The 25,051-nt window shown below is 62.5% G+C and carries 19 protein-coding genes and 5 pseudogenes; 13 read left to right on the top strand and 11 right to left on the bottom strand.

Annotated features, from left to right (window positions below):
• Positions 1-5: 5 nt before the first annotated feature.
• The 13 genes and pseudogenes from ybgC (at position 6) to folD (ending at position 12,960) form a co-directional block, all read left to right on the top strand.
• Positions 6-392, top strand: a complete 387-nt coding sequence (gene ybgC, locus L0Z65_RS10650) for a tol-pal system-associated acyl-CoA thioesterase (protein WP_405107431.1) — start codon at positions 6-8, stop codon at positions 390-392.
• A 114-nt stretch (positions 393-506) separates the two neighbouring features.
• Complete coding sequence (tolQ, locus tag L0Z65_RS10645) at positions 507-1,202, top strand: protein TolQ (protein ID WP_040171986.1); 696 nt, start codon at positions 507-509, stop codon at positions 1,200-1,202.
• Positions 1,203-1,205: 3 nt separating this feature from the next.
• Entirely contained in the window at positions 1,206-1,694 is a 489-nt protein-coding gene (gene tolR, locus L0Z65_RS10640; protein WP_040171989.1) for a protein TolR, read from the top strand.
• A 13-nt stretch (positions 1,695-1,707) separates the two neighbouring features.
• Positions 1,708-2,877 carry an energy transducer TonB gene (locus L0Z65_RS10635; protein WP_405107427.1) on the top strand — a complete coding sequence of 390 codons (1,170 nt, stop codon included), beginning with the start codon at positions 1,708-1,710 and terminating at the stop codon, positions 2,875-2,877.
• A pseudogene (gene tolB / locus L0Z65_RS10630) lies at positions 2,874-4,215 on the top strand (Tol-Pal system beta propeller repeat protein TolB). Before L0Z65_RS10635 ends, tolB begins: the two are co-directional and overlap by 4 nt.
• 121 nt (positions 4,216-4,336) lie before the next feature.
• On the top strand, positions 4,337-4,846 hold the full coding sequence (gene pal, locus L0Z65_RS10625; RefSeq protein ID WP_014879240.1) for a peptidoglycan-associated lipoprotein Pal: 510 nt from the start codon (positions 4,337-4,339) through the stop codon (positions 4,844-4,846).
• A 6-nt stretch (positions 4,847-4,852) separates the two neighbouring features.
• Positions 4,853-5,695, top strand: a complete 843-nt coding sequence (gene ybgF / locus L0Z65_RS10620; RefSeq protein WP_405107423.1) for a tol-pal system protein YbgF — start codon at positions 4,853-4,855, stop codon at positions 5,693-5,695.
• Positions 5,696-5,793: 98 nt separating this feature from the next.
• Positions 5,794-6,955: pseudogene (tilS, locus tag L0Z65_RS10615) on the top strand (tRNA lysidine(34) synthetase TilS).
• A 77-nt stretch (positions 6,956-7,032) separates the two neighbouring features.
• A pseudogene (gene ftsH, locus L0Z65_RS10610) lies at positions 7,033-8,947 on the top strand (ATP-dependent zinc metalloprotease FtsH).
• Positions 8,948-9,130: 183 nt separating this feature from the next.
• Positions 9,131-9,709: an MOSC domain-containing protein gene (locus L0Z65_RS10605; protein WP_040172003.1), complete on the top strand. Its 579-nt coding sequence runs from the start codon at positions 9,131-9,133 to the stop codon at positions 9,707-9,709.
• Positions 9,710-9,974: 265 nt separating this feature from the next.
• Positions 9,975-11,651 (top strand): formate--tetrahydrofolate ligase, encoded by a 1,677-nt coding sequence (locus L0Z65_RS10600; protein WP_096868318.1) that lies wholly within the window; start codon positions 9,975-9,977, stop codon positions 11,649-11,651.
• A 60-nt stretch (positions 11,652-11,711) separates the two neighbouring features.
• On the top strand, positions 11,712-12,017 hold the full coding sequence (locus tag L0Z65_RS10595; RefSeq protein ID WP_040172007.1) for a chorismate mutase: 306 nt from the start codon (positions 11,712-11,714) through the stop codon (positions 12,015-12,017).
• Between the two features lie 40 nt (positions 12,018-12,057).
• Entirely contained in the window at positions 12,058-12,960 is a 903-nt protein-coding gene (folD, locus tag L0Z65_RS10590) for a bifunctional methylenetetrahydrofolate dehydrogenase/methenyltetrahydrofolate cyclohydrolase FolD (protein ID WP_102897568.1), read from the top strand.
• Between the two features lie 138 nt (positions 12,961-13,098).
• On the opposite strand, the gene L0Z65_RS10585 is transcribed toward folD, so the two are convergent.
• The 11 genes and pseudogenes from L0Z65_RS10585 to L0Z65_RS10535 all read right to left on the bottom strand — a co-directional run bounded on the left by L0Z65_RS10585 (position 13,099) and on the right by L0Z65_RS10535 (position 25,005).
• Positions 13,099-13,512: a PaaI family thioesterase gene (locus L0Z65_RS10585; protein WP_405107418.1), complete on the bottom strand. Its 414-nt coding sequence runs from the start codon at positions 13,510-13,512 to the stop codon at positions 13,099-13,101.
• Between the two features lie 85 nt (positions 13,513-13,597).
• A complete protein-coding gene (gene pdeM / locus L0Z65_RS10580) occupies positions 13,598-14,272 on the bottom strand; it encodes a ligase-associated DNA damage response endonuclease PdeM (protein ID WP_405112524.1) in 675 nt (224 codons plus the stop codon).
• Between the two features lie 52 nt (positions 14,273-14,324).
• Positions 14,325-16,760 (bottom strand): ligase-associated DNA damage response DEXH box helicase, encoded by a 2,436-nt coding sequence (locus tag L0Z65_RS10575; protein WP_405107415.1) that lies wholly within the window; start codon positions 16,758-16,760, stop codon positions 14,325-14,327.
• Positions 16,761-16,834: 74 nt separating this feature from the next.
• Positions 16,835-18,142: an ATPase gene (locus tag L0Z65_RS10570; RefSeq protein WP_405107412.1), complete on the bottom strand. Its 1,308-nt coding sequence runs from the start codon at positions 18,140-18,142 to the stop codon at positions 16,835-16,837.
• A gap of 173 nt (positions 18,143-18,315) precedes the next feature.
• Entirely contained in the window at positions 18,316-18,822 is a 507-nt protein-coding gene (locus tag L0Z65_RS10565; protein WP_040172019.1) for a prepilin peptidase, read from the bottom strand.
• Positions 18,823-18,841: 19 nt separating this feature from the next.
• Positions 18,842-19,690: a lipopolysaccharide assembly protein LapB gene (locus L0Z65_RS10560; protein ID WP_040172022.1), complete on the bottom strand. Its 849-nt coding sequence runs from the start codon at positions 19,688-19,690 to the stop codon at positions 18,842-18,844.
• A 40-nt stretch (positions 19,691-19,730) separates the two neighbouring features.
• Positions 19,731-20,333: a tetratricopeptide repeat protein gene (locus L0Z65_RS10555; RefSeq protein ID WP_405107409.1), complete on the bottom strand. Its 603-nt coding sequence runs from the start codon at positions 20,331-20,333 to the stop codon at positions 19,731-19,733.
• Positions 20,334-20,336: 3 nt separating this feature from the next.
• Positions 20,337-21,318, bottom strand: a pseudogene (locus L0Z65_RS10550) (type II secretion system F family protein).
• A 10-nt stretch (positions 21,319-21,328) separates the two neighbouring features.
• On the bottom strand, positions 21,329-22,297 hold the full coding sequence (locus tag L0Z65_RS10545) for a type II secretion system F family protein (protein ID WP_405107406.1): 969 nt from the start codon (positions 22,295-22,297) through the stop codon (positions 21,329-21,331).
• Entirely contained in the window at positions 22,297-23,742 is a 1,446-nt protein-coding gene (locus tag L0Z65_RS10540) for a CpaF family protein (protein ID WP_405107403.1), read from the bottom strand. The genes L0Z65_RS10545 and L0Z65_RS10540 overlap by 1 nt, the downstream gene beginning before the upstream one ends.
• A 29-nt stretch (positions 23,743-23,771) precedes the next feature.
• Positions 23,772-25,005 (bottom strand): annotated as a pseudogene (locus L0Z65_RS10535) (CpaE family protein).
• Positions 25,006-25,051 lie beyond the last annotated feature (46 nt).

Here is a 25,051-nt window from a genome sequence, read left to right as displayed (position 1 = left end):
GACAGATGATCCATCGCTTCCCGGTTCGGGTATATTATGAAGACACCGACATGGGCGGGATCGTCTATCACGCCAATTATCTGCGGTTCATTGAACGGGCGCGCAGCGACTGGGTGCGCAACCTCGGCAACGACCAGAACGCTATGCGCGACGCCGGTCTGATCTGGGTGGTGCGTCGCATTGAGGCGGATTACCTCGCCCCTGCCAAATTCGACGAGGAGCTGCGGATCGAGACCGAGGTGCAAAGGGTCACGCCTGCACGGCTCACCATGTCACAGCAGGTGTTTCGCGGCGAGACGGAGCTGTTTCGCGCGATTGTCACTGTGGTTTGCGTCAATGCAGAGAGTGGCGCGCCCATCCGCCTTCCGGCAGAGATTCGCGCATTACTGTAACAATTCCTGCTCTCATGGCTGTTTCATTGGCTTTTGGCCTTGAACTGCGATAGCCTTTTGCCAAATGAAAGCCGGAAAACGGCTGAAAGACGGCCAAAAACATAGAGCAGGTCCATGGAAGCAGAAACTCTGGCGTTGGCGCAGGAGATTGATTTCTCCATGTGGGGGCTATTTGAACGGGCGACCCTGACGGTCAAACTGGTGATGCTGATGCTGGTTGGCTCGTCGATCTGGTCCTGGGCCATTATCCTGCAGAAACTGATCAATTATCGCCTTGCCCGGCGCGAGGCGGCGGAGTTTGATCGCGCCTTCTGGTCGGGAGAGCCGCTGGACGGTCTGTTCGATCAGATCGGTCCGCAGCCCAAGGGGCAGTCGCAACGGATCTTTGCCGCTGGCATGACCGAATGGCGGCGCAGTCACCGCACCGACGGGGCGCTGATTGCCGGCGCGCAGGCGCGGATCGAACGGTCGATGGATGTCGCCATCGCCAAGGAAAGCGAACATGTCCAAAGTGGTCTGTCGATCCTGGCCACTGTTGGCTCCACCGCGCCTTTTGTTGGGCTGTTCGGCACCGTCTGGGGCATCATGACCGCCTTTATTGAGATTGCGGAGCAGCAGAACACCAACCTCGCCGTTGTGGCGCCGGGCATTGCCGAGGCGTTGATGGCGACCGGTCTGGGGCTGCTGGCGGCGATTCCGGCGGTGATTTTCTACAACAAGCTGAGCGCGGACAGCGACCGGATCATCGGCAGCTATGAGGCCTTTGCTGATGAGTTTGCCACCATCCTCAGCCGTCAGTTGGATTCCTGATCCATGGGGGCCTCGGTTCAACCTTCCGCCGCCAACGGGCGACGCCGGGGACGGCGGCGCAGCCGTGCGCGGCCGATGGCGGAAATCAACGTCACGCCCTTTGTCGATGTGATGCTGGTTTTGCTGATCATCTTCATGGTGGCCGCCCCTTTGATGACCGTGGGTGTGCCGGTGGAGCTGCCGAAGACCGCCGCCGGGGCCTTGCCCGGGGATGAGGAAGAGCCGCTGACCGTGACCATGACCGCCGGTGGTGAAATCCAGATCCAGACCACGCCTGTGGCCCCGGATGAGTTGATCGCCAAACTGCGCGCCATCGCGGCGGAGCGGTCCTCCGATCAGGTGTTCCTGCGCGCCGACGGGGCAATCCCTTATGAGGCGGTGATGCAGGTGATGGGCGCGCTGAACGCCGGTGGCTTTTCCAGCGTTGGGCTGGTGACCGATGTGGGTGGTCCGAGCCTTGACGGGCGGGCCGTCGACGATACCGGGCAATAGGCGGGGCACGGGTGTGCAGACCGGAACCAAGATCTCTCTTGCAGGCCACGGATTGCTGGCGGGCTGGGTTGTGTTCGGCGCCTGGTTCCCGTCTGAACCCCTGCCATTGGCGGTGCAGGATGTCGCGATCATCTCGACCGAGGAGTTCGCGCGTCTGAGCCAGCAGCGCGCGGCACCGGTGGTTGCGGATACCGCAGGGGATCTGAGCCAGCCAGACCCGGATCCCGCGCCGGAGGTGACCCCGCCAACCCCGCCCGCGCCAGAGCCGCAGATCACCCAGCCCGAACCGGTGACTGTGCCTGAGCCAGACCCTGAACTGACGGAGCGACCCGAACCGCAGCCGGTTGAGCCGACGCCACCGGTGGCCGCGCCATCGCCACCGGATGTGCCGGATAGCACCAGCGTGACGCCCCAGCTGACCGAACGCCCGCAGCTGCGCCCGGTTGACCGGGTTGCGCCAACACCTGTCGCACCACCGGAACCGGACACCCAGATTGCTGATGTAGCACAACCCGAAGTGTCCGATGAGGTCGGGACCGAGCCGGCACAGGAGGCCCAGCAGGCCACCGCCGAGGCGGCGGCCAACGACCGGATCGTGACCGAAGAGGTGGAGGCCGAGACCGAGCAGGTGGCCAGCGCCGCCCCCGCGCAGTCCCTGCGCCCGCGGCGGCGCCCGGATCGGCCCACGCCAGCGGCCCAGCCCGAACCTGAACCCGCATCTGAGCCTGAAACTAGGCCAGAGCCGGAACCTGCTGACCCCGCAACAGATCCAACCCCGGACCGCGCGGATGCGGTGGAGGATGCTCTGGCAGCCGCCCTCGCCGGTGGCGGCGAAGTGGAAGCGCCGGAACCCTCTGGCCCGCCGCTGACCAGTGGCGAGAAGGACGCGCTGCGGGTTGCGGTGCAGCAATGCTGGAACGTTGGCTCGCTCTCGTCGGAGGCGCTGCGCACCACCGTTGTGGTCTCCGTCGCACTGACACAGGATGGCCGTCCTGAGGAGGGCAGCATTCGGATGTTGTCCAGTACCGGCGGGTCAGGGTCGGCAGCCAATCAGGCCTTCGGCGCGGCGCGACGGGCGATTTTGCGCTGTGGTGCGCGCGGCTTCCAACTTCCGTCTGACAAATATGCCCAATGGCGTAATATCGAAATGACCTTCAATCCCGAAAGGATGCGGATCAAATGAGGACATATCTGGCAACGCTCGTGATGGGCGCGACCCTGCTGGGAGCGGCGGTGATGACGTCTGCTCTGCCTGCGCAGGCACAGGATGGCCCCTTGCGGATCGAAATCACCGACGGGGTGATCGAACCCTTGCCCTATGCGGTGCCCGGCTTTGTGCCCGAAACCCCTGCTGCGGCTGAACTGGCGCGCGATATCTCGCGGGTGATTGCAGCGGATCTGAGCGGCACCGGCCTGTTTCGAGAGGTGCTTAGCCTCGGCCCATATCTCCAAAGTCACCGATTTTGACGCCGCCGTGTCCTATGCCGACTGGAAGGCGGTGAATGCGCAGGCGCTGATCACCGGCGCGCTCAGCGTCAATGGCAACCGTCTGACAGTGCGGTTCCGGGGCTATGATGTCTTTGCGGAGAAGGAACTGGGCACCGGGCTGCAATTCTCCGGCACCACCGATGGCTGGCGGCGCATGGCGCATAAGGTGGCGGATGTGATCTACAGCCGCATCACCGGCGAGAGCGGCTATTTCGACAGCCGTGTGGTGTTCGTCTCCGAAAGCGGTCCGAAGAATGACCGGCGCAAGCGGCTGGCGATCATGGATTACGATGGCGCCAATGTGCAGTATCTGACCAACAGCGCCTCCATCGTGCTGGCGCCGCGGTTCTCCCCCACCGGTGACCGGGTGCTTTATACCAGCTATGAAAGCGGCTTTCCCCAGATTCATGTGCTGGATGTGGGCAGCGTTCAACGCCGGGTTCTGTCGGCGGACAATGGCATCATGAGTTTTGCACCGCGCTTTGCCCCGGATGGGCGCACGGTGGTTTATTCGCAGTCGCAGGGCGGCAATACCGATATCTTCACGATGAATATCGACACCGGCGCCCGCACCCGTCTGACCAGCGCGCCGTCGATTGAAACGGCCCCGTCGTTTTCTCCCGATGGCAGCCAGATTGTTTTTGAAAGCGACCGTTCCGGCGCGCCGCAGCTTTATGTGATGGCCGCCACCGGGGGCGAGGCCCGGCGGATCAGCTTTGGCGCGGGGCGTTACGGCACCCCGGTCTGGTCACCGCGCGGGGACATGATCGCCTTTACCAAACAGAACAAGGGCCGGTTCCACATTGGTGTGATGCGCACCGACGGCAGTGAGGAACGCCTACTGACGGCGTCTTTCCTGGATGAGGGGCCAACCTGGTCGCCCAACGGTCGGGTGATCATGTTCACCCGCGAGACCCAGGGCGCCAGCGGCCGGGCGCTGCTTTATTCGGTGGATGTGTCAGGACGTAACCTGAAACCTGTGCGCACCCCGGATGGCGCGTCGGACCCGGCGTGGTCGCCACTGCAGAACTGAGGTGTCGCGCGTCTGCCATGCTGGCCCAACACGCGCGTCAGAAACGAAGACCAAAGTGGCAGCGGCATCAGCGCTGTGATAAATCTGGTGCAAGATATGGAAACGGGATGAGGCGGACATCATGAGTGGTTTGACAAAAGCAATGCTGGTGGCAGCGGCATTGGGACTGAGTGCCTGTGCAGGCAATCCCTGGGACGACACGGCTGGGGGCAATGGCTCCGGTGCGGGAGCGGGGGCAGGTGCCGCGGGACAGCTTGACCCCAGCAGCCCTGCCTATTTCCAGCAAACCGTTGGCGACCGGGTGTTGTTTGCCGTGGACCAATCGACGCTGTCGCCCGCCGCACAAAGCGTCCTGCAGGGGCAGGCGCGCTGGCTCACCGCGAACCCGGATTATGTGGTCACCATCGAAGGCCACGCGGATGAGCAGGGCACGCGGGAATATAACCTGGCCCTCGGCGCGCGCCGCGCCAATGCCGCGCGGGAATATCTGCTGTCGCAAGGGGTCGCAGGCAACCGTCTGCAGGTCGTCAGCTTTGGCAAGGAACGCCCGCTGGAGATCTGCTCGAACGAGGCGTGTTACACCAAGAACCGTCGCGCGGTCACCGTGCTGGCGGGTGGCCTGACGGGGTAAACGATCATGCAACTGCGTCCTTTTGCGATTGCCGCCCTTGCGCTGGTGCTGGTCATGCCGCCGTTGATGGCGCGGGCACAGGATGAACAAACGCTTGCTGATATCCGTCAGGAGCTGACGGTACTGCACGTTGAGATTCAGCGATTGAAGCGGGAGATGTCGACCACCGGCAGCCCGCAGACCAATGTCGCAGGGGACAGCGTTCTGGACCGTGTCAGCGCCATCGAGGCGGAGCTGCAGCGGCTGACCGCGCAGACCGAACAGCTGTCTTACCGGGTGGACCGGGTTGTGCAGGATGGCACCAACCGGATTGGTGATCTTGAGTTCCGGCTGGTGGAGCTGGAAGGCGGCGATATCTCGCAGCTGGGCGAAACGACCACGCTTGGCGGTGGGGAATTGCCCGAAGGCGGCGCACCGGCCCTGCCAGTAACGCCGGGCACCGCTGTTGATACCACCTCTGAGCTGGCGGTCGGGGAACAGGCGGATTTCGATGCCGCCAAAGCGGCGCTGGACAGCGGTGCCTATCAGGAGGCGGCGGAGAAATTTGCAGCCTTCACGCAGGCTTATCCGGGCAGCCCTTTGGCCGCTGCGGTGGAATATAACCGTGGCAAGGCGCTTGATGGGTTGGGCGACACCCGTGAGGCCGCGCGGGCTTATCTGGCGTCTTTTTCCGGCAATGCCACGGGTGAGACCGCGCCAAAAGCGTTGTTTGAACTTGGCGCAGCTCTGGGGCGGCTGGGACAGACCAGTCAGGCCTGCGTGACCCTCGCCGAGGTTGGCAGCCGGTTCCCCGGCGTCGCCGAGACGGCCGCAGCGGAGGCCGAGCGCGCCAAACTGGCCTGCAATTGACCCGCCCCGACCGGGATATTCTGGCCATCGTGCAGGAGCAGTTCCGATCTGCCCTGCCAGCGAGGTTGGGGGTCGCGGTTTCGGGTGGCGGTGATTCGATGGCGCTCATGTATTTGCTGCATGAGTGTTTTGCCGATGTTGGTGTTGAGATCTGTGTCGCGACCGTGGACCACGGGTTGCGCCCGACCTCCGGCGCGGAGGCGCAGATGGTAGCGGGCGCCGCTGCCAAACTGGGCATGGCCCATGACATCCTGCAATGGTGTGACCGCCCGACAGCAGGGCAGGCGGGCAATCTGCAGGAACAGGCCCGCACTGCGCGCTATGCGCTGCTGACCTCCTGGGCGCAGTTGAATGACATCTCCACGGTGGCGCTGGGGCATACGGCGGATGATCAGGCTGAAACGCTGCTGATGCGGCTGGGCCGGTCGTCGGGCGTCTCTGGCCTGTCGGCGATGTCGCGCAGCCGGGCCATGGAGGGGGTGACGCTGCTGCGCCCGCTGCTGGAGGTCACACGCGAAGAGCTGCGCGAATATCTGCGCGCCCGTGATTGCGACTGGGCCGAGGATCCAAGCAATGAAGATGCCCGGTTCGAACGGGTCAGGGTGCGTCAGGCAATGGACGCGCTGGCACCGCTGGGGCTGACGGTGGAGCGGCTTGCGGCCGTGGCGCGCAATATGGGCACCGCCCGTGAAGCGCTGGATTGGTATACGTTTTTGGCTGCCCGGGACATGGCGGAGGTGCGCGATGGCGCGATTGTGATCGACCAGCGCCAGTTCCGCACCCTGCCGGATGAAATCGCCCATCGGCTGTTGGTGCGGTCGGTGCAATGGGTCAGCGGGGCGGTGCATCCGCCACGCCGGGAACCGATGGTCAAGGCGCGCGATGCGGTGCGCCACGGGGGATCCTTCACCCTTGGGGGCTGCCGGATGATCACCCGCAGGCAGCGCACCTGGATTTGCCGCGAATATAAACCGGTTGCCGAAGAGGTGGCGCTGCCGGGTAAAATCTGGGACCAGCGCTGGCGGGTTTTTGGCGGAGAGGTGATGGATCACGAGGTGCGCGCGCTGGGACCAGAGGGGTTGCTGCATTGCCCTGACTGGCGCCGGGCCGAGGTGCCGGGCGCGGTTTTGCAGGCGACGCCGAGCAGTGTGGAAACAGGATCAGCTGATTGCCGCCCCATTGGCGGGAAATGGCAACGGATGGTCCGCAGAACTGGTCCAGAACAGCGAAGAGTTCTTCACAGCTCTTTTATCGCATTGAACCTCAGTGAAGTATCCCTATTTTAGAGGCAACGAAGGCGGCCTGCCAGGTGCGCCTCGCATATTGGGAGACTTTCCTTGGGCAACGTACGCAATATCGCCTTTTGGGTTGTTCTGTTTGTGCTCGTCTTGGCGCTGTTCAACTTGTTCAGTGGTTCCGGCAGCACCATGCAGAGCCGAGAGAAGACTTTTTCTGACTTTGTCAGCGCGGTTGAAAACGGCAACGTCAGCACTGTGACGCTGGATGGCGAACAGGTTCGCTACACCACGTCGGACGGCCAGAACTTCATGACCATCAAACCCGGCGATGCCGAGGTGACCACGCTGTTGATCGACAACAACATCCCGGTGCGCGCTGAAAAGCAGCAGCAGTCCGGGTTCCAGTCGTTTCTGCTGACGCTGTTGCCCTTCCTGCTGCTGATTGGTGTCTGGATCTATTTCATGAACCGGATGCAGGGCGGCGGCAAAGGGGGCGCCATGGGCTTTGGCAAATCCAAGGCCAAGATGCTGACCGAGAAGCATGGCCGCGTGACCTTTGACGATGTCGCTGGCATTGATGAGGCCAAGGAAGAGCTGGAAGAGATCGTTGAATTCCTGCGCAACCCGCAGAAATTCTCTCGTCTGGGCGGCAAAATCCCCAAAGGTGCTCTGTTGGTGGGCCCTCCAGGGACTGGTAAGACGCTGCTGGCGCGGGCCATTGCTGGTGAGGCCGGTGTGCCGTTCTTCACCATCTCTGGCTCTGATTTCGTCGAGATGTTTGTCGGTGTCGGTGCCTCTCGTGTGCGCGACATGTTCGAGCAGGCGAAGAAGAACGCGCCCTGTATTGTTTTCATCGATGAAATCGACGCTGTGGGTCGCCATCGCGGCGCAGGTTACGGCGGTGGCAATGACGAGCGCGAGCAGACATTGAACCAGCTGCTGGTTGAGATGGACGGCTTTGAAGCCAATGAAGGCGTGATCATTCTGGCCGCGACCAACCGTAAGGACGTGCTGGACCCTGCGCTGCTGCGTCCGGGCCGGTTTGACCGCAACGTCACCGTCGGCAACCCCGACATCAAGGGCCGTGAGAAGATCCTTGGCGTGCATGCGCGCAAGACGCCTCTGGGCCCGGATGTGGATCTGCGCATCATTGCGCGCGGCACCCCCGGTTTCTCCGGTGCGGATCTGGCCAACCTGGTGAATGAGGCCGCGCTGATGGCCGCCCGTGTCGGTCGCCGTTTTGTCACCATGGAAGATTTCGAATCGGCCAAGGACAAGGTGATGATGGGGGCGGAGCGCCGGTCCATGGTGCTGACGCAGGATCAGAAGGAAAAAACCGCCTACCACGAAGCGGGCCACGCGGTTGTCGGTCTGGAGCTGCCGCTGTGTGATCCGGTCTATAAGGCAACGATCATTCCGCGCGGTGGTGCGCTGGGGATGGTGGTGTCGCTGCCCGAAATGGACCGGCTGAACTATCACCGTGATGAGTGCCAGCAGAAACTGGCGATGACCATGGCAGGCAAGGCGGCTGAGGTGATCAAATACGGCGAGGATCATGTCTCTAACGGCCCGGCTGAGCGACATTCAGCAGGCCAGCCAGCTGGCGCGGGCCATGGTGCTGCGCTGGGGTATGTCGGACAAGGTCGGCAATATCGACTACGCCGAAGCGCATGAGGGCTATTCCGGCAACACCGCTGGCTTCTCGGTCTCTGCCAACACCAAGGAACTGATCGAGGATGAGGTGAAGCGCTTTATCCAGCAGGGCTATGATCAGGCGTTGCAGATCCTCAAAGACAAGAATGAGGAATGGGAACGGCTGGCGCAGGGGCTCTTGGAGTATGAGACCCTCACCGGTGACGAGATCAAACGCGTGATGAAGGGCGACCCGCCGCAGGCGGGCGAGGATGAGGGCGACGATGCCGACACCGGCGGCGCCTCGGTCACCGCGATCCCGAAGGCCAAGCCGAAGAAATCCGCATCGGATGACGGCCTGGCGCCGGAGCCGTCCTCCTGACGGTAAGGCATTCAGAAGACTGCAAAACCAAACCCGGTCCCCAACAGGTGGCCGGGTTTTTTGATGCGCTGGGTGTGATGCACCGACGGCGAGCCACAGAGGCTGTTGCAGGGCTGGTCAGACACCGGGCGCGTGCCTATGGTGGCGCTGATTTGTCAGGTTATTTTGCAGTGGAGGTGCCCCATGCCAGTGATGCGCGAAACCGAGTTTCAGGGAGAGGTGACCTGGATCGGCTATGTTCCGGCGGCCACCGGGGGGCTGCGATCAGAGCAGCAGGATCAGCTGGCGCTGAGCTTTGACGGGATCGCAGGGGAGCGTCACGAGGGCGCCTTGCGGGCGTCCTGTGTGCGGGTGCGCAACCTGCATCCCGAGGGCACGGAAATCCGCAATCTGCGCCAGATCAGCATCCTGTCGGAGGAAGAACTGGCGCTGATCGCTGCGGATATGGGGATGGAGCGGATCGACCCGGTTCACCTTGGGGCGACACTGGTGCTGCGCGGTATTCCCGACCTCAGCCATCTGCCGCCCTCCAGCCGCTTGCAAGGGCCAGACGGGGTGACGCTGACGGTGGATATCGAAAACCGGCCCTGCATTTTCCCGGCCAAGGAGATCGAGAAGGATCACGCAGGCTTTGGTCCGAAATTCAAACCGGCGGCCACCGGGCGGCGTGGGGTGATGGCCTGGGTGGAGCGGCCCGGCGTGCTGAAAGCGGGCGAACCCCTGCGCCTGTTTGTGCCGGATCAACCAGCCTGGGCGCCCTGAAACTTGACTGAGACCCGACTGAAGTCCAGCTGAGGCACACCTGAGGCACGGCTTGAGTCGGGCCAATCTCCCCTCGCGGTTGCGTATAGGCGTCGGGCTGACACAATTGGCAATCTTTGGCTGCCCTAGGGTGAGTGAACGCCGTTTCAATGCCTGATCATGTCGGAAATCACGCGCATCGAATGTCGCAGAAGGGCTAAGTCTTGCGGGAAACCGGCACGGCTGTGCCTGTACATTCGCGACCTCACAATTCAGGAACCCGGCCATGAGCTACAAGAGTGACATCGAAATCGCCCGCGAGGCGCAGAAGCGTCCGATCCAGGAAATCGGTGAAAAGATCGGCATCTCCAGCGACGATCTGCTGCCATATGGCCACGACAAGGCGAAGGTGAGCCAGGACTTCATCAACTCGGTGCAGTCGAAGGAAGACGGCAAGCTGATCCTGGTGACCGCGATCAACCCGACCCCTGCGGGTGAAGGTAAGACCACAACCACCGTGGGTCTGGGTGACGGTCTGAACCGCATCGGCAAAAACGCGATGATCTGTATCCGCGAAGCGAGCCTCGGCCCGAACTTCGGCATGAAGGGTGGCGCCGCAGGTGGTGGTTACGCGCAAGTGGTGCCGATGGAGGAAATGAACCTCCACTTCACCGGTGACTTCCACGCGATCACCTCTGCCCACTCGCTGCTGTCGGCGATGATCGACAACCACATCTACTGGGGCAATGAGTGCGAAATCGACATCCGTCGCGTTGCATGGCGTCGTGTGGTCGACATGAACGACCGCGCCCTGCGCCAGATCACGGCGTCCCTGGGTGGCGTGTCCAACGGTTTCCCGCGTGAAACCGGTTTTGACATCACCGTGGCCTCGGAAGTGATGGCGATCCTCTGCCTCGCCAACGACCTGAAGGATCTGGAAAAGCGTCTGGGTGACATCATCGTGGCCTATCGCCGCGACAAGACCCCGGTTTACTGCCGCGACATCAAGGCAGAAGGCGCAATGACCGTGCTGCTGAAAGATGCGATGCAGCCGAACCTGGTGCAGACCCTGGAAAACAACCCGGCGTTTGTCCACGGCGGTCCGTTTGCGAACATCGCACACGGCTGTAACTCCGTCATCGCAACCAAGACCGCGCTGAAAGTGGCTGACTATGTTGTCACCGAAGCGGGCTTTGGTGCGGACCTCGGCGCCGAGAAGTTCATGAACATCAAATGCCGTAAGGCAGGCATCGCACCCTCCGCAGTGGTGCTGGTTGCCACCGTGCGCGCGATGAAGATGAACGGCGGCGTGGCCAAGGCGGATCTGGGCGCTGAGAACGTCGATGCGGTCAACTCCGGCTGTGCCAACCTTGGCCGTCACATCGAGAACGTCAAATCCTTCGGCGTGCCGGTTGTGGTTGCGATCAACCATTTTGTCACCGACACCGATGCCGAAGTGGACGCGGTCAAAGCCTATTGCGCCACCCACGGTGTCGAAGCGGTTCTGTCGCGCCACTGGGAGCTGGGCTCCGAGGGCTCCGCACCGCTGGCTGAGAAAGTTGTCGAAATCGTCGATGCCGCTTCTGCGAACTTCTCGCCGATCTACCCCGATGAGATGCCGCTCTTTGAGAAGATCGAAACCATCGCCAAGCGCATCTACCGCGCCGACGAGGTGCTGGCCGACAAGAAGATCCGCAACCAGCTGAAAGAATGGGAAGATGCGGGCTATGGCAACCTGCCGGTCTGTATGGCGAAAACCCAGTATTCCTTCTCTACCGATCCGAACCTGCGCGGCGCGCCCACCGGCCATTCGGTCCCGGTTCGCGAAGTGCGCCTGTCGGCGGGGGCTGGCTTCATCGTGGTTGTCTGCGGTGAGATCATGACCATGCCGGGTCTGCCGCGCAAACCCGCGTCGGAATCGATCCGCCTGAATGACGCAGGCCAGATCGAAGGCTTGTTCTAAGGCCTGAAATAGGCAATCTGCGGCCCGGGGAGCCTCCCCGGGCCGCAGGAGTTTGAAGCGATGACTGAACGACACCCGCCGCAGGACTGTGCCGATATGGCCATGCTGCGGCAGCAGATCGACCGGCTGGATCGTGACTTGATCGCGCGTCTGGCAGAGCGGGCCAGCTATATCGACCGCGCGATCGAGCTAAAGACGGAAAACGGCTGGCCAGCGCGTATTCCGGCCCGTGTCGAAGAGGTGGTCATGAATGCCCGTACCACGGCAGAGGCCACGGGGCTCGACCCGGATCTGATCGAAGCACTGTGGCGACAGCTGGTGGACTGGTCGATTGCCCGTGAGGCACGGGTGATCCGCGAGGAGTAACGCGCAGCCCCATGTGGCGCGCAGCAAGAGGACAGAAGCAATGGCAGCGAATATCATCGACGGGAAGGCCTTTGCCGCCACCGTACGGGAGAAAGTGGCAGGCCACGTGGCCCGGCTGAAGGAAGAGCATGACATCACCCCCGGTCTGGCGGTGGTTCTGGTGGGGGAAGATCCCGCAAGCCAGGTCTATGTGCGCTCCAAGGGCAAGCAGACCGTTGAGACGGGCATGAACTCCTTTGAGCATAAGCTGGATGCCGATACGTCTGAAGCAGATCTGCTGGCGGTGGTCGATCAGCTGAACAAGGACCCGGCTGTGCATGGTATTCTGGTGCAGCTGCCGCTGCCCGGCCATCTGAACGAAGATCTGATCATCAACTCCATCGCGCCGGAGAAAGACGTGGACGGGTTCCACATTTCCAACGTGGGCCTGTTGGGCACCGGTCAGAAGTCGATGGTGCCCTGCACGCCGCTGGGCTGCCTGATGATGCTGCGCGACTATCACGGCTCGCTGTCGGGCATGGACGCGGTTGTGATTGGCCGGTCGAACATTGTCGGCAAGCCGATGGCGCAGCTGCTCTTGGGCGACAGCTGCACCGTGACCATCGCGCATTCCCGCACCAAGGATCTGCCGGATGTTGTCCGCCGCGCCGATATTGTGGTTGCTGCCGTTGGCCGCCCGGAAATGATACCCGGTGACTGGATCAAGGAAGGCGCCACCGTGATCGACGTGGGCATCAACCGTATCCCCGCGCCTGAAAAAGGCGAAGGTAAGACCCGTCTGGTGGGTGATGTGGACTACGCCAGCTGCGCCGAGCGCGCAGGCGCGATCACCCCGGTACCGGGCGGCGTTGGTCCGATGACCATTGCCTGCCTGCTGGCCAACACCGTGACCGCCTGCTGCCGCGCCAATGGGCTGGCAGAGCCGGAAGGGCTGACAGCCTGATCAGAATTGTCCTGCCATCTGCGGATGGCGGAGATCTGTTGCTCCCGTCGAGTGCCCCCCTTTCAGCGGCAAAGCCGCCTGCCGGGCATTGGGCGGGAGTATTTTTTGGAAAGGTGACAGGCGGGAACCGCCTGCGGATCAGCCCGCGGCGACCGGCACCATTGTGCCCTGCAGAAGGGCGATCAGTTTTTCCTCATCGCCGGTTATGGCATGGACTTCGGCGGTGACGATGATCAGGCGGCGGCCGGGTTTGATCACCTTGCCCGTGGCGCGCAGCGTGTCACCTGCGCCCGGAGCCAGAAGGTTGATCTTCATCTCGGCGGTCATCACTTCGCTGTCTTCGGGCATCAGGGTGAGGGCGGCATAACCTGCGGCGCTGTCCCCAATGGCAAAGCTGAGGGCGGCATGGGCGACACCGTGCTGCTGGCGACTGCCCGGCAGGATCGGCGCGGTGAGGGTGACGGTGCCTTCGCCGACCTCTGCGATTTCCGCGCCCAGCGTCTGCATCATGGTCTGTTTTGCAAAACTGTCGCGGATGCGCTGTTCGATCATGGCGGTCCCTTTCACATGTGCAGCCAGCATAGACCACGCGTATTGCGTTGGGGATGTGACGCTGCGCGCAGATCTAGGAAAAGGGTCAGCGCGGCATCGGGCAGGGCAGGGCGCGTGGCCCGGTGAGGATCGCGAGGGCGCGTGGTGACATCAGATCCCGCAGCGCGCTATGGGTGGTGCAGAGGCCGCCGGTATAGGTGCCGAAGGCGGGCAGGATCAGGCGCTGGTGATCGGCCAGAAACGCCGGTCGGGCGCTGCCGCGCAGGCGAGCCTTCGGGTGATAGTGGCCGGAGATTTCGGCGGCGACCCCTGTGTCGGGCTGGCTGGTAAATGCCGGGTCGGCGATGTGGCGAAACAGCAGCGGGCCGAGGGTCAGGCTGTCCAGCGCGGCCCCTGCCAGCCCGGTCGGGGCGGGATCATGGTTTCCGGTGATCCAGACCCAGCGGGTGGCGGCAATCAGCTGCTCAAGGTGCGTGCGATCCGTCGGCGACAGCGCGGCAGCGGCGGCATCATCGTCGAAACTGTCGCCCAGACAGACGACCATCTTCGGTTGCGTCTGCTCGATCACCGCTGCAAGGCGGTCCAGCGTATCGCGGGTTTCATAGGGGGGCAGGGCGGTGCCACCGCGCCTGAGCTGGCGTTCGGATTTCCCCAGATGCAGATCGGCGACACAAAGCAGCCCGCGCGCCTGGCACCAGAGCGCACCGGATCCAAGTGCTGTGAGGCGCTCGCCTGCGAGGGAGAAATCATAGCCGGTCATCATGGATCTGATCGCTGGTTTTACGGGCGGGTGCAAGCCCCGCCTGCCGCTGTCAGAGGCCTGGTTCCTGCGGTGGTGTCAGCTCGGTCAGACCGGCGAGGCGCATCAGGTCTTCGGTCTCGCGTTGCAGCAATTTTTCCTGTGCGGCGCCTTTTACCGGGACCTTGCCGACCTCAAGCAGCAGGGGGGCTGCAAGGGGGGAGATCCGCGACAGGCGGTTGAGGGTGATGTTTCCGTTGATGCGAGTGAGCATCTCCTCAATACGGCCGAAATCCACCAGGCCGCCAAGCGCCTCCTGCCGTGTGATGTCCAGAAGCAGGTGATCAGGATCATATTTGCGCAGGGTGTCGTAGAGGATGTCGGAGGAAAACGTCGCCTGACGGCCGTTTTTGCGCTGGCCGGGGGTGTTGCGCTCGATGAGGCCTGCGATATTGGCCACCGCGCGAAAGCTGCGTTTCATCACTGCGTTGTCCGCCAGCCAGCCGTCGAGACCGGCGCGCAGTTTGTCGGGGTCGAACAGCGGGGCGGGGTCGTCAACCGGGCTGAGACCCCAGATCAGCGTGGCATAATCCGTGGCGACAAAGCCCAGCGGGTCGAGCGACAGCTCTTCCATGCGTTTGGTCAGCAACAGACCGAGGGTCTGCATCGCGTTGCGCCCGGCAAAGCCATAGACGCAGAGGTATTCGCGCCCCCGGAAGGGAAAGCTCTCCAGCAGCAGCTGGCCCCGGCGCGGCATCTCTGAGACCTGACGCTGCAACGCCAGCCAGTCGGCGGTATGGGACGGCAGATCCGGCCAGCTGTCGCGTTGCAGGATATCCAGAATGCGGATGCTGAGCTGGGTCGAGGTGGCAAATTTGGTGCCAGAGAAGACCGCCACCTTGGGCGTCTTGCTGGCATTGCGACTGACCTCCACCGTCATTTCACGCAAGCTCTCATAGCGTACAACCTGCCCGCCTATGAGAAAGGTATCTCCGGGGGTGAGGGTCGCGGCAAAGGCTTCCTCAATTTCCCCCAGCGGTTTGCCGCCACGGCTGCGTTTGAGCCTGACTTTCAGGAGGTCTGTGTCCTGAATGGTGCCGATATTCATGCGGATGCGGCGGGCGGCGCGGGGGTCGCGCAGCTGCCACAGCCCGTCGGGGCGCTGCAGCAACCGCTGCCATTGATCATAGACCCGAAGCGCGTAGCCACCGGTGGCGCAGAAGTCGAGGCAGGCGTCGAACTCTGCGCGGGTGAGGCTGGCATAGGCGCCAGCCCCGGTGACCTCAGCAAACAGATCATCGGCAGCAAAGGGCCCGGCGCAGGCGCGGATCAGGATGTGCTGGCAGAGGACGTCGCGGGGGCCGGGATGGCGTGGCGTGCCGTCCAGCGTGCCAGCCTCAACCGCCTCAAGGGCGGCGCGGCATTCCACCACCTCAAACCGGTTGGCAGGCACCAGTAGCGCCTTGGACGGCGCGTTGTAGCGGTGGTTGGCGCGGCCGATGCGCTGCACCAGTCGCTTGACGTTTTTTGGCGCGCCGATCTGGATCACCAGATCCACGTCGCCCCAGTCGATGCCCAGATCAAGCGAGCCGGTGCAGACCACGGCGCGCAGTTCTCCCCGGACCATGGCGGCCTCCACTCGGTCGCGCTGCACCCGATCAAGCGAACCGTGGTGGACGCCAATCGGCAGGCCGTCCTCATTGGCGAGCCAGAGGTTGCGAAAGAAGATTTCGGCCTGGGCGCGGGTGTTGTGGAAGATGAGCGTGGTCTTATGGGCCTCGATCTGCTCCAGCACGGCGGGGATGGCATGGGCGGCACCGCCACCGGCCCAGGGTGGGGCCGCGTCTGTGTGCAGCATCCGGATGTCGGGGGCGGGGCCGGGATCGGCCAGCACGATATCACAGGGGTCGGGATGGCGCGCGAGGTACTGCGCGATGGCGGCGGGATCATCGACGGTGGCGGAAAGGCCGACCCGGCGCATGTCGGGGCATATCGCTTGCAGTCGGGTGAGGGCGAGCATCAGCTGGTCACCGCGTTTGCTGTCGGCGAGGGCGTGGATCTCATCCAGCACCACCCGTTTCAGCCCGGCAAACATGCGCGGCGCGTCCTCGTAAGAGGTGAGCAAGGCGAGGCTTTCTGGTGTGGTGAGCAGGATATGGGGGGGATCGGCGCGTTGGCTGCGCTTGCGGCTGGCGGGGGTATCACCCGTGCGATCATCAATGCGGATGGGCAGGCCGATGTCGTCAACCGGGGTGCGCAGGTTGCGTTTGATATCTGCCGCCAGCGCCTTCAGCGGTGAGACATAGAGCGTGTGCAGCCCCTTATGGTCACCGGTGGCAAGATCGGCCAGGGTAGGCAGAAAACCCGCCATCGTCTTGCCGCCGCCGGTGGGCGCAATCAGCAGAGTGGCCGGATCCCCGGCGCGGTCCAGCATCTCCTGCTGATGGGGATGGATGGTCCAGCCACGGGTGCTGAACCAATCTGCGATAACATCGGGAAGCCTGCTCATCCGACTTATGTAGGCGCGTCGGCAGAATTTTTCTAAGAGTTCTGGCCAAAGTTTTTCAAAAACTTTGGGGTGGCTTATTTGACGATATGTTCGTCCTTCACGAACATATTGGCCCAGGCGCGGTCGATGAGGTCGGGAGACATCTGGTAGGGGATGCCTTCGAAATCGCAGATCGCCTTCATCTGGTCGATCAGGAACACCGGTTGGTAATTGGCGTAGATATTGTCGATGGTCGGATATTTGTGCTTGAGCAGGTGGACCAGCGCGGCCTCATCCAGCGGGATGCCTTTCTTCTGCGCCACCATGGCAAAGATCTTGAGGAAGTTTTCCTGATCCGGGCCGTCGATTTTGATCTTGAAGAAGATCCGGCGCAGGGCGGCCTGGTCGAAGATTTCATTGGGGTGAAAGTTGGTGGAGAAGATCACCAGCGTGTCGAATGGCACCTCAAATTTCTCGCCTGATTGCAGAGAGAGGATATCGCGGCCCTCTTCCAGCGGCACGATCCAGCGGTTGACCAGCGCCTGCGGTGATTCCGCCTGTCGGCCAAGGTCATCGACGATGAAAATGCCGCCGGTGGATTTCAGCTGCAGCGGAGCCTGATAGGTGCGCGCAGTGGGGTTGTAGACCAGATCCAGCATCGACAGGGACAGCTCACCCCCGGTAACAACCGTGGGGCGTTCACACATGACATAGCGGCTGTCAAAGCGGCGCGCGCGGCGCAGGCTGTTGGGGTCATCCTCCGGCAGGGGGACGGCGGTGTGTACGATCGGGTCATAGACGGTGATCACCTGACCGGCATATTCGATGGCACGGGGCACATAGACATTGTCGCCAAGGGCATCGCGGATCCCGTTGGAGATGGAGGATTTGCCATTGCCGGGGGGGCCATACATCAAGATGGAGCGGCTAGCGCTGACGGCGGGGCCAAGATGGTCCAGCAGGCTGTCGGGCAGCACCAGATGGCCCATCGCGCCCAAGAGCTGCTGACGGGTGACCAGAATATTGCGGATCGACTGGCGTTTGACCTGCTCGCGGTAGATGTCCAGCGGCACCGGCATGGCGCCGTAGTATTCCGACTGGCTGAGGGCATCCAGCGCGCGGGCCTTGCCTGCGTCGGTCAGCTGATAGCCCATTTCGTTGCCGGAGTTCGCATTCAGCGTGCCGGTGGCCTCCAGCAGTTTCTGTTCGCGGGCAATATCCACCAGTTCCTGTGTCACCGGGATTGGCAGGCAGATTGCGGCGGCGATTTCGCTGACGTTTTCGCAGGTCTTGCGGAAGATCGTCTTCAGCAGGATGTCCCGCATCATCACCATGGGGAGCTGCATCTGCTCCAGACCACGCGGAGAGGGGGGCGCCATCACGGCGGAGGTTTCCATATTCATGCTGCGGCCTGCCTGTTTCGGTTGCACAAGGGCACGCCGGATGGCGCGCGGGTGTTCCAGACAAGAGTTTATTCAGCACTGTGGCACAAGCGGGGCAAAGCTGGTGCATTTCCGCGAAGCGGCGGCGCGGATACGGCGCATTTTAGGAAAGCTGCGGGAAGACTCGGAGGGGCCTAGACGGGGGCGGTCTGGCCCAGCTGGCTGCCCAGCACCAGATAGAACACCAAGGTGCCGCCAAGGCAGAGGCCCATCGGGAATTTGCTGCCAACATCCCAGCTCTTCCACTCCGGCGCGAGGCGGCGCAGGGGGGTGTATTTGGCAATCCGATGCGTCAGAAACCCGGCCAGCAACATGGCGGAGAAGATGATCACCACCACCGAGAGATCACCAAAGACCACAAAGGGGGCTGCGGCACCGGCGAATTTGGCGTCCCCCGCCCCAACCATGCCAGCGCTGTAGCACAGGAAGCCAAGGCCGATGCCGATGGGCAGATGCAAAAGCTGCCAGCCGTAGTCTGTCCAACTCATCAGGAAGGGGCCGACAATGACAAAGATCGCGGCCAGAAGATCCACTGTCCAGTTGGGGATCCGCATATGGCGCAGGTCATTGAGCGCGACCACGCAGCAGAGCGGCACGACAAAAGGCAGAAACCATAGGGCGACATGGGCCGAGATCAGCATGGGGCGCAGGCTCCGGTGGTTAGCCGTTTTCCAGCGCAGCAAGCGCGCGGGCGGCAGCGTCGAAATGCTGCGGGTGGGTCGAGATCGCCTGACGCAGCAGGCTTTCGCCGGTCTGGACGTCGCCCTGTTTCACAGCCGACAGCGCTAGCGTGTGCAGCAGCTGAGCGCGTTCGGTCTGATCCATCGGGATCACCGGCAGGGTGTAGTTGCGCTGTGCGCCACGGGCCAGCACCAGATTGTTTTTTGCGGTGAACAGCGACTGATCCTGACGGATGGCATCGCCAAACAGGCGCTCGGCCTCGGCATAATCGCCACGGGTCAGTTTGGAGTAGCCCCAGTTGTTCATCACGCGCGCGGGCTGCGTCGTGAGGCCAACGGCGGTCTGGTAAAAGCTGTCGGAGCGTTTCCAGTTCTGCTCGGAGTCGGCCACCATCGCCTCCAACCGGTAGCGTTTGAAGGTCTCATGGGTGGGCGGCACCTTGTCGAGCGTGGTGCGGGCCTCGTCCCAATTGCTGGTGCGGATCAGCGCGTCGGCCAGTTCGACGCGGTCCTCATCGGTGGCCTCGGGGAGGGAGACGACTTTTTTCCAGGCGGTGACGGCCTCGGTGTTGCGCTTGGCGCGGATCAGCGAAAGCGCCAGCCCCCGGTTGAGGTCGATCCGCTCGGGGGCGGATTTCACGGTGCGCTGGAAATAGGTGACGGCCTCATTCGGGTCGGCAACGGTCAACATCACATCGTTGAGGTTGCTTTCATCGACCACGTTCACCTCCTGAAAGGCGCGGTCCACGGCTTCGGTGTCGTCCTTGGCGCAGGCCGACAGGGCAAGCCCACCGACCAGACATACGGATACGAAAATCTGCTGGCGCATTTTTTGCGTCCTCTGTGCTGCTCTGCCTCTAGGCCTTGCGTCACCGGGACGTGCGAATCAGGTAACTGCCCCCGCCGCGTTGCACCAATGCGTAGCCTTTTTGTTGCGGATCACTATGCGTGCTCTGGTCAAGTTTTGCGAGAGCAAGGCGGAAATTTTCGCGGATTGCGTCACTTTCGCCATTATCAAGCGCGAAGGCGCGGCGCAGGATCTGCTCAGCCTCGGGGTATTTTTGCCGTTCCATCAGCACCACGCCGAGGTTGTTCATGGCGGCGGGCCAGTCGGGATCACGCTCCACCGCGCGGCGCAGATGGGTTTCGGCCTGCCCCAGACGCCCCAGTCCCAGATTGGCGGTGCCAAGGCCGGAGAGCACCTCTGCGCTCAGCCCGTCCTCCAGTGCAGCGCGGGTAAAGGCGTCCAGCGCCAGCTCATATTCCGCGGCCGCCATCAGCCGGTGGCCTACAATAAGGCCGCTTTCGGATGTGCCACGGGGATCAATGCCGGGCAGGGCCGGGGCACCAAGGGGATCGTCGGGATCCGATTTGCCGCCCGGCGACATGCAAGCCGCCACCAACGCAAGCGCGAGGGTGGCGGGCATCAGTCGACAGAGACGGGAGGGGGTGGCCCAACCCAGTGTCATCATGTGTTATTTGCTCATATTGCCCAGATTGGCGATGCCCTGCGCCGAAGGTCCGACCAGAATGATCAGCAGCGGCGGCACCGTGAGGGTCATTGTGGCAAGGGTCATTTTGGTTGGCAACTTGTTTGCGGCCTCTTCGGCGCGCATCACCCGTTTGTCCCGCATTTCCCCGGCATAGACCCGCAGTGCCTCGGCAATCGAGGTGCCGAAGGTGGCCGATTGGATCATCACGGTGACAAAGGAGGAGACATCCTGCACGCCGCAACGGGTGCCCATGTCGCGCATGACCTTGTCTTTGTCCTTACCGGCTTTCATCTCCTGGGCGACGACGTCGAATTCCTCCGCCAGAGCAGGGTAGGAGGCATGGAGTTCCTTGGCGACGCGCACGATGGCCTGATCCAGCGACTGGCTAAGCCTCAACACAGACCAGCATCATGTCGAGCGCGTCGGGAAACCCGGAGGTGATCTCCTGCTTGCGCTCTTCGATGCGGCGGGTGATCCAGTATTTCGGCAGCATATAGGCGGCAGCACCGGGGCCAATGATGCGGATCACCATCTGCTGGCTGTCATACTCCATATCGGCGTTCAGCACGTAGACATAGAACAGACCCAACGCGAGGCCGATCAGCCCCAGGGCGAATTGCGCAAAGTGGAAGAAACGCACCGAATCCTTGGACTGGTAGCCAGCCTGCCGCAGCTTCAGCTCCATCTTGGAGAGTTCGGCGGCGTCCTGTGGTTCCAGAAAGGAGGCGAATTTCTGCAGCTGTTCGTTGCGATCGGCCTGCCGCAGGCGTTCCTTCTTGGGTTTGGTCTGGGTGCTGGCCGACATGCTTTTCTGCAGCTTTTTCAGCGGATCCTCGGGCTGGTTCAGCAGCAGCGGGATCGCCAGCAGGATCATGAAGAGGCCGATCAGCCCAACCACCAGAAGTGGGCCGAAGGGGCCGAGGTGTGTCACCAGCAGGTCGTTGATATCACTCAGGGATGTCATGGATTTCGCCTCACACCTTGATGTTCGTCAGCATGCGCATGACGAAGAGATTGACGGTCAGCATGGCGCCAACGACGAAACAGGCGGGGATGAACCAAGGGTGGTCGATCACGCTGTCATAATAGCCCGGATCCTTGGCCAGAATGCCGCCCAGACAGAACAGCGGGAAGCCAGAGAGGAACTTTCCGGACCACTGCGCCTCGGCGGTGATGGCTTTCACACGGCGGAACAGGCGGAAGCGGGCGCGGATCACCTTGGCCAGACCGGCCAGCACCTCGGCGAGGTTACCGCCCGATTGCTGCTGGATGGTCACGGCCACGGCGAGGAAGCGCATGTCCTGCATGTCCAACCGTTCGGCCATTTCCTTCAGCGCTTCGCCGACATCGCGGCCATAGGCGCTTTCGTCGGCGATGACGCCAAATTCGGTGGCCAGCGGGTCGTCGACCTCATTGGCGACGATCTGCACGGCGGAGGAAAACGGATGACCAACGCGCAGGGAGCGCACCATCAGTTCGACGGCATCGGGCAGCTGCTCTTCGATCATGGCCATGCGTTTGGCGGCTTTTTTGTTGACCCAGAAGAACACGGCGCCGACGCCGATAATGACCGAGGCCAGCAGGCGCAGCGGCAGTTCGGCGCTGGTGCCGACGCTGAGGCCAACGAAGGCGATGGCCGCTACGCCGCCCATGATCAGGATCAGCTGGCGCGGTGAGAATGCGATGGCTGCCTTCTGTGCGCGTTCAGCCAGCAGAGAATAGAGCGGGATCGACTTGGCGCTCATATGCTGGCGCATTTCCTTGCGCAGCTGTTCCAGCACCTGTTCGCGGTTGCCGCCCTTGTCCATCATCTCCAGGCGGCGGTTGACGCGGCTGTTGAGGCTGATGGATTTGCCAAATGTCACCAGATAGAGACCTTCGACCAGCACCAGAACGCCGATGAAGATCAGACCATAGATGATTGGTTCTGCACTCAGTTGCATCAGCGGGCCTCCATCACGGTGGGTTCATAGATCGCCGACGGCAGGTCGTACCCCCAGAGGCGGAACCGCTCGGAGTAGTGGCTGCGCACGCCGGTGGCGGTGAAATGGCCGATGATCTTGTTCTCCGGTGTGAGGCCGACGCGCTGGAAGCGGAAGATTTCCTGCATGGAGATCACATCGCCTTCCATACCGGTGATTTCGGTGATGGAGGTCATGCGGCGGGAGCCGTCCTGCAGACGCGAGGCCTGCACGATGATGTTGACCGCTGAGGCGATCTGGCTGCGCACCGCCTTGATCGGCATTTCGATGCCGGCCATGGCGATCATGTTTTCCAGACGCGAAATGCCGTCGCGGGCAGAGTTGGCGTGGATCGTGGTCATGGACCCGTCGTGGCCGGTGTTCATCGCCTGCAACATGTCGATGACTTCCTCGCCGCGGGTTTCGCCCACGATGATCCGGTCCGGGCGCATCCGCAGGGCGTTTTTGAGACAGTCGCGGGGCGAGACCTCACCGCGACCCTCGACGTTGGGCGGGCGGCTTTCCATCCGGCCCACATGGGTCTGTTGCAGCTGAAGTTCCGCGGTATCCTCGATGGTGAGGATGCGTTCGGCATTGTCGATGAAGGATGACAGCGCGTTGAGCGTGGTGGTTTTACCGGAGCCGGTACCGCCGGAGACGATGACATTGAGACGGGTGGAGACAGCGGCCTGAAGATAGGCGGCCATTTCCTCGGTGAAGGCGCCGAAGTTGACCAGATCGTCAATGCCCAGCTTGTCCTTCTTGAATTTACGGATTGAGACCAGCGAGCCATCCACGGCCACCGGCGGCACCATCGCGTTGAAACGCGAGCCGTCAGCAAGACGGGCGTCCACGTAAGGGTTGCTTTCATCGACACGGCGCCCCACGGCGGAGACGATCTTGTCGATGATCCGCATCAGGTGCTTTTCATCCTTGAAGGTCACATCGCTGAGCTGGAGTTTGCCATCGCGCTCGACAAAGACCTGCTGCGGGCCGTTGACCAGAATATCGTTGACGGTGTCGTCCTGAAGCAGGGTTTCCAGTGGGCCAAGGCCGGTGACCTCGTCATAGAGTTCCTTGGTCAGGGTCTGGCGGTCCTCACGGTTGAGAACGATGCCTTTTTCCTCAAGGATCTCGGTGGCGATAGAGGAAATCTCGGCGCGCAGCTCAGCCTCGCTGGCACGTTCCAGCGCGGCGAGGTTGAGGTTGTCCAGCAGTTCGCGGTGCAGCTGGATCTTGATCTCGCCCATCCGCTCCTTGCGTTTGCGTTCCTTGTCCGCCGGGGTTGCCTCAGCCGCCTTGCGGGCCATGGGTTTGCGCATGTTGGCGGCCGGGGCGGGGGCCTTTTGCGGCGCAGGTGCGGCCGCAGGGGCCGACTGCGCGGCAGCGCGCGGCGTGGCAGACTGTTTTTTGTACTTGGAGAACATGGAAAGAACGCCCCTGGTTAAATCTGGGTTCAGGCCGCCGCAGCGTCGCTTTGACCGAGGTCATGCAGCGATTGGGCCAGTTTCAGAATTTCCTTGCGCAGTGGGTTTTTGGCCGCTGAACTGGCCAGTGGATTGCCATGATCAGAGCTCTGCGCCACCTGCTTGCCGCCATCGGGCAGTTGCAGGTCGATGGAAATGCCCAAGGATTCCGCCATGCGTTTCACGCGGCTCTTGCCACTCAGGTCCGTGAATTTCGGAGCCCGGTTCAGCGCAAACCGCAGTTTTTCAAACGGCAGGTCCTCGGATTGCAGCGCCCGTTTCAGGCGCAGCGCGTTCTGCGCCGATCGCATGTCCAGCTCCACCATGGAGAAATAGACATGCGCCATATTGAGTATGGTCTCTGACCACTGCACCAACGTGTGGGGCATGTCGATGACCACAAAATCGAAGTGGCTGCGCGCCAGCGTCACCACCCGTTCGATATCTTCGGGGGTGATGAACTCCAGCGGGATCATATCCACCGGTGCGGTCAGCACCTGCAGCTTGTCCTCATAGGTGACCAGCGCCTGACCAAAGACATCTTCGTCGAGGTTTTCGGTGTCGCTGAGCATCTCCATCACAACTTCGCGGCGCGGCAGGTCGAGGTAGGTTGCGACCGAGCCATATTGCAGATCGAAGTCGAGGAGGCAGACGCGCGGTGTCTCGCTGGTCGACAGCTGCGCCAGCTCCCAGGCGAGGTTGACGGCCAGAGTGGTTGAGCCGCTGCCGCCGGCCAGACCATGACAGACGATGACGGCGCCATCGCGCTGACTGCCGGTCTTCAGCGCGTGCTGGGGTTCGGCGGTGCGCTCGGCCTCCGCCAGGCGCAGGCGCTCAATTGCGGCCTGCAGCTCCCCTTCCGGCAGAGGGTAGGGGATGAATTCATCGGCGCCCTGACGCAGCAAGTTGTGCAGCGCGGCGGGGGTCACATCCTCGGCGATCAGGATCACCTTGATATTGCGGGCCTTTGCCTCGGTGATGATGGTGCCCATCAGCGGCAGGTTGTCCTCGTCGCCGCTGTCCAGGGCGAGGGCGACAAATTCCAGCGCTTCGGCTTCGCTTTGATTGAAGAAGGCCAGCGCCTCGGTGAAGCCGAGGTCGCCCCAGGATCTCGCCCATGGTTGCTTCCATGTCTTCGATCAGCAGGTCGAAGTTCTGCACGTCCCGACTGATCGTACAGGCAACAATCGCATTCGCTTCTGTCTGCGGCATACCGCTGCTCATCACCGTTATCCTTCTCTCGGGGCGTGTCGCGCCATCTTGGCCGGAG

It is taken from the genome of Phaeobacter sp. BS52 (assembly GCF_045040595.1).
GTDB classification, from domain to species: domain Bacteria; phylum Pseudomonadota; class Alphaproteobacteria; order Rhodobacterales; family Rhodobacteraceae; genus Phaeobacter; species Phaeobacter piscinae.
This window is presented reverse-complemented; position numbering and strand designations above follow the sequence as displayed.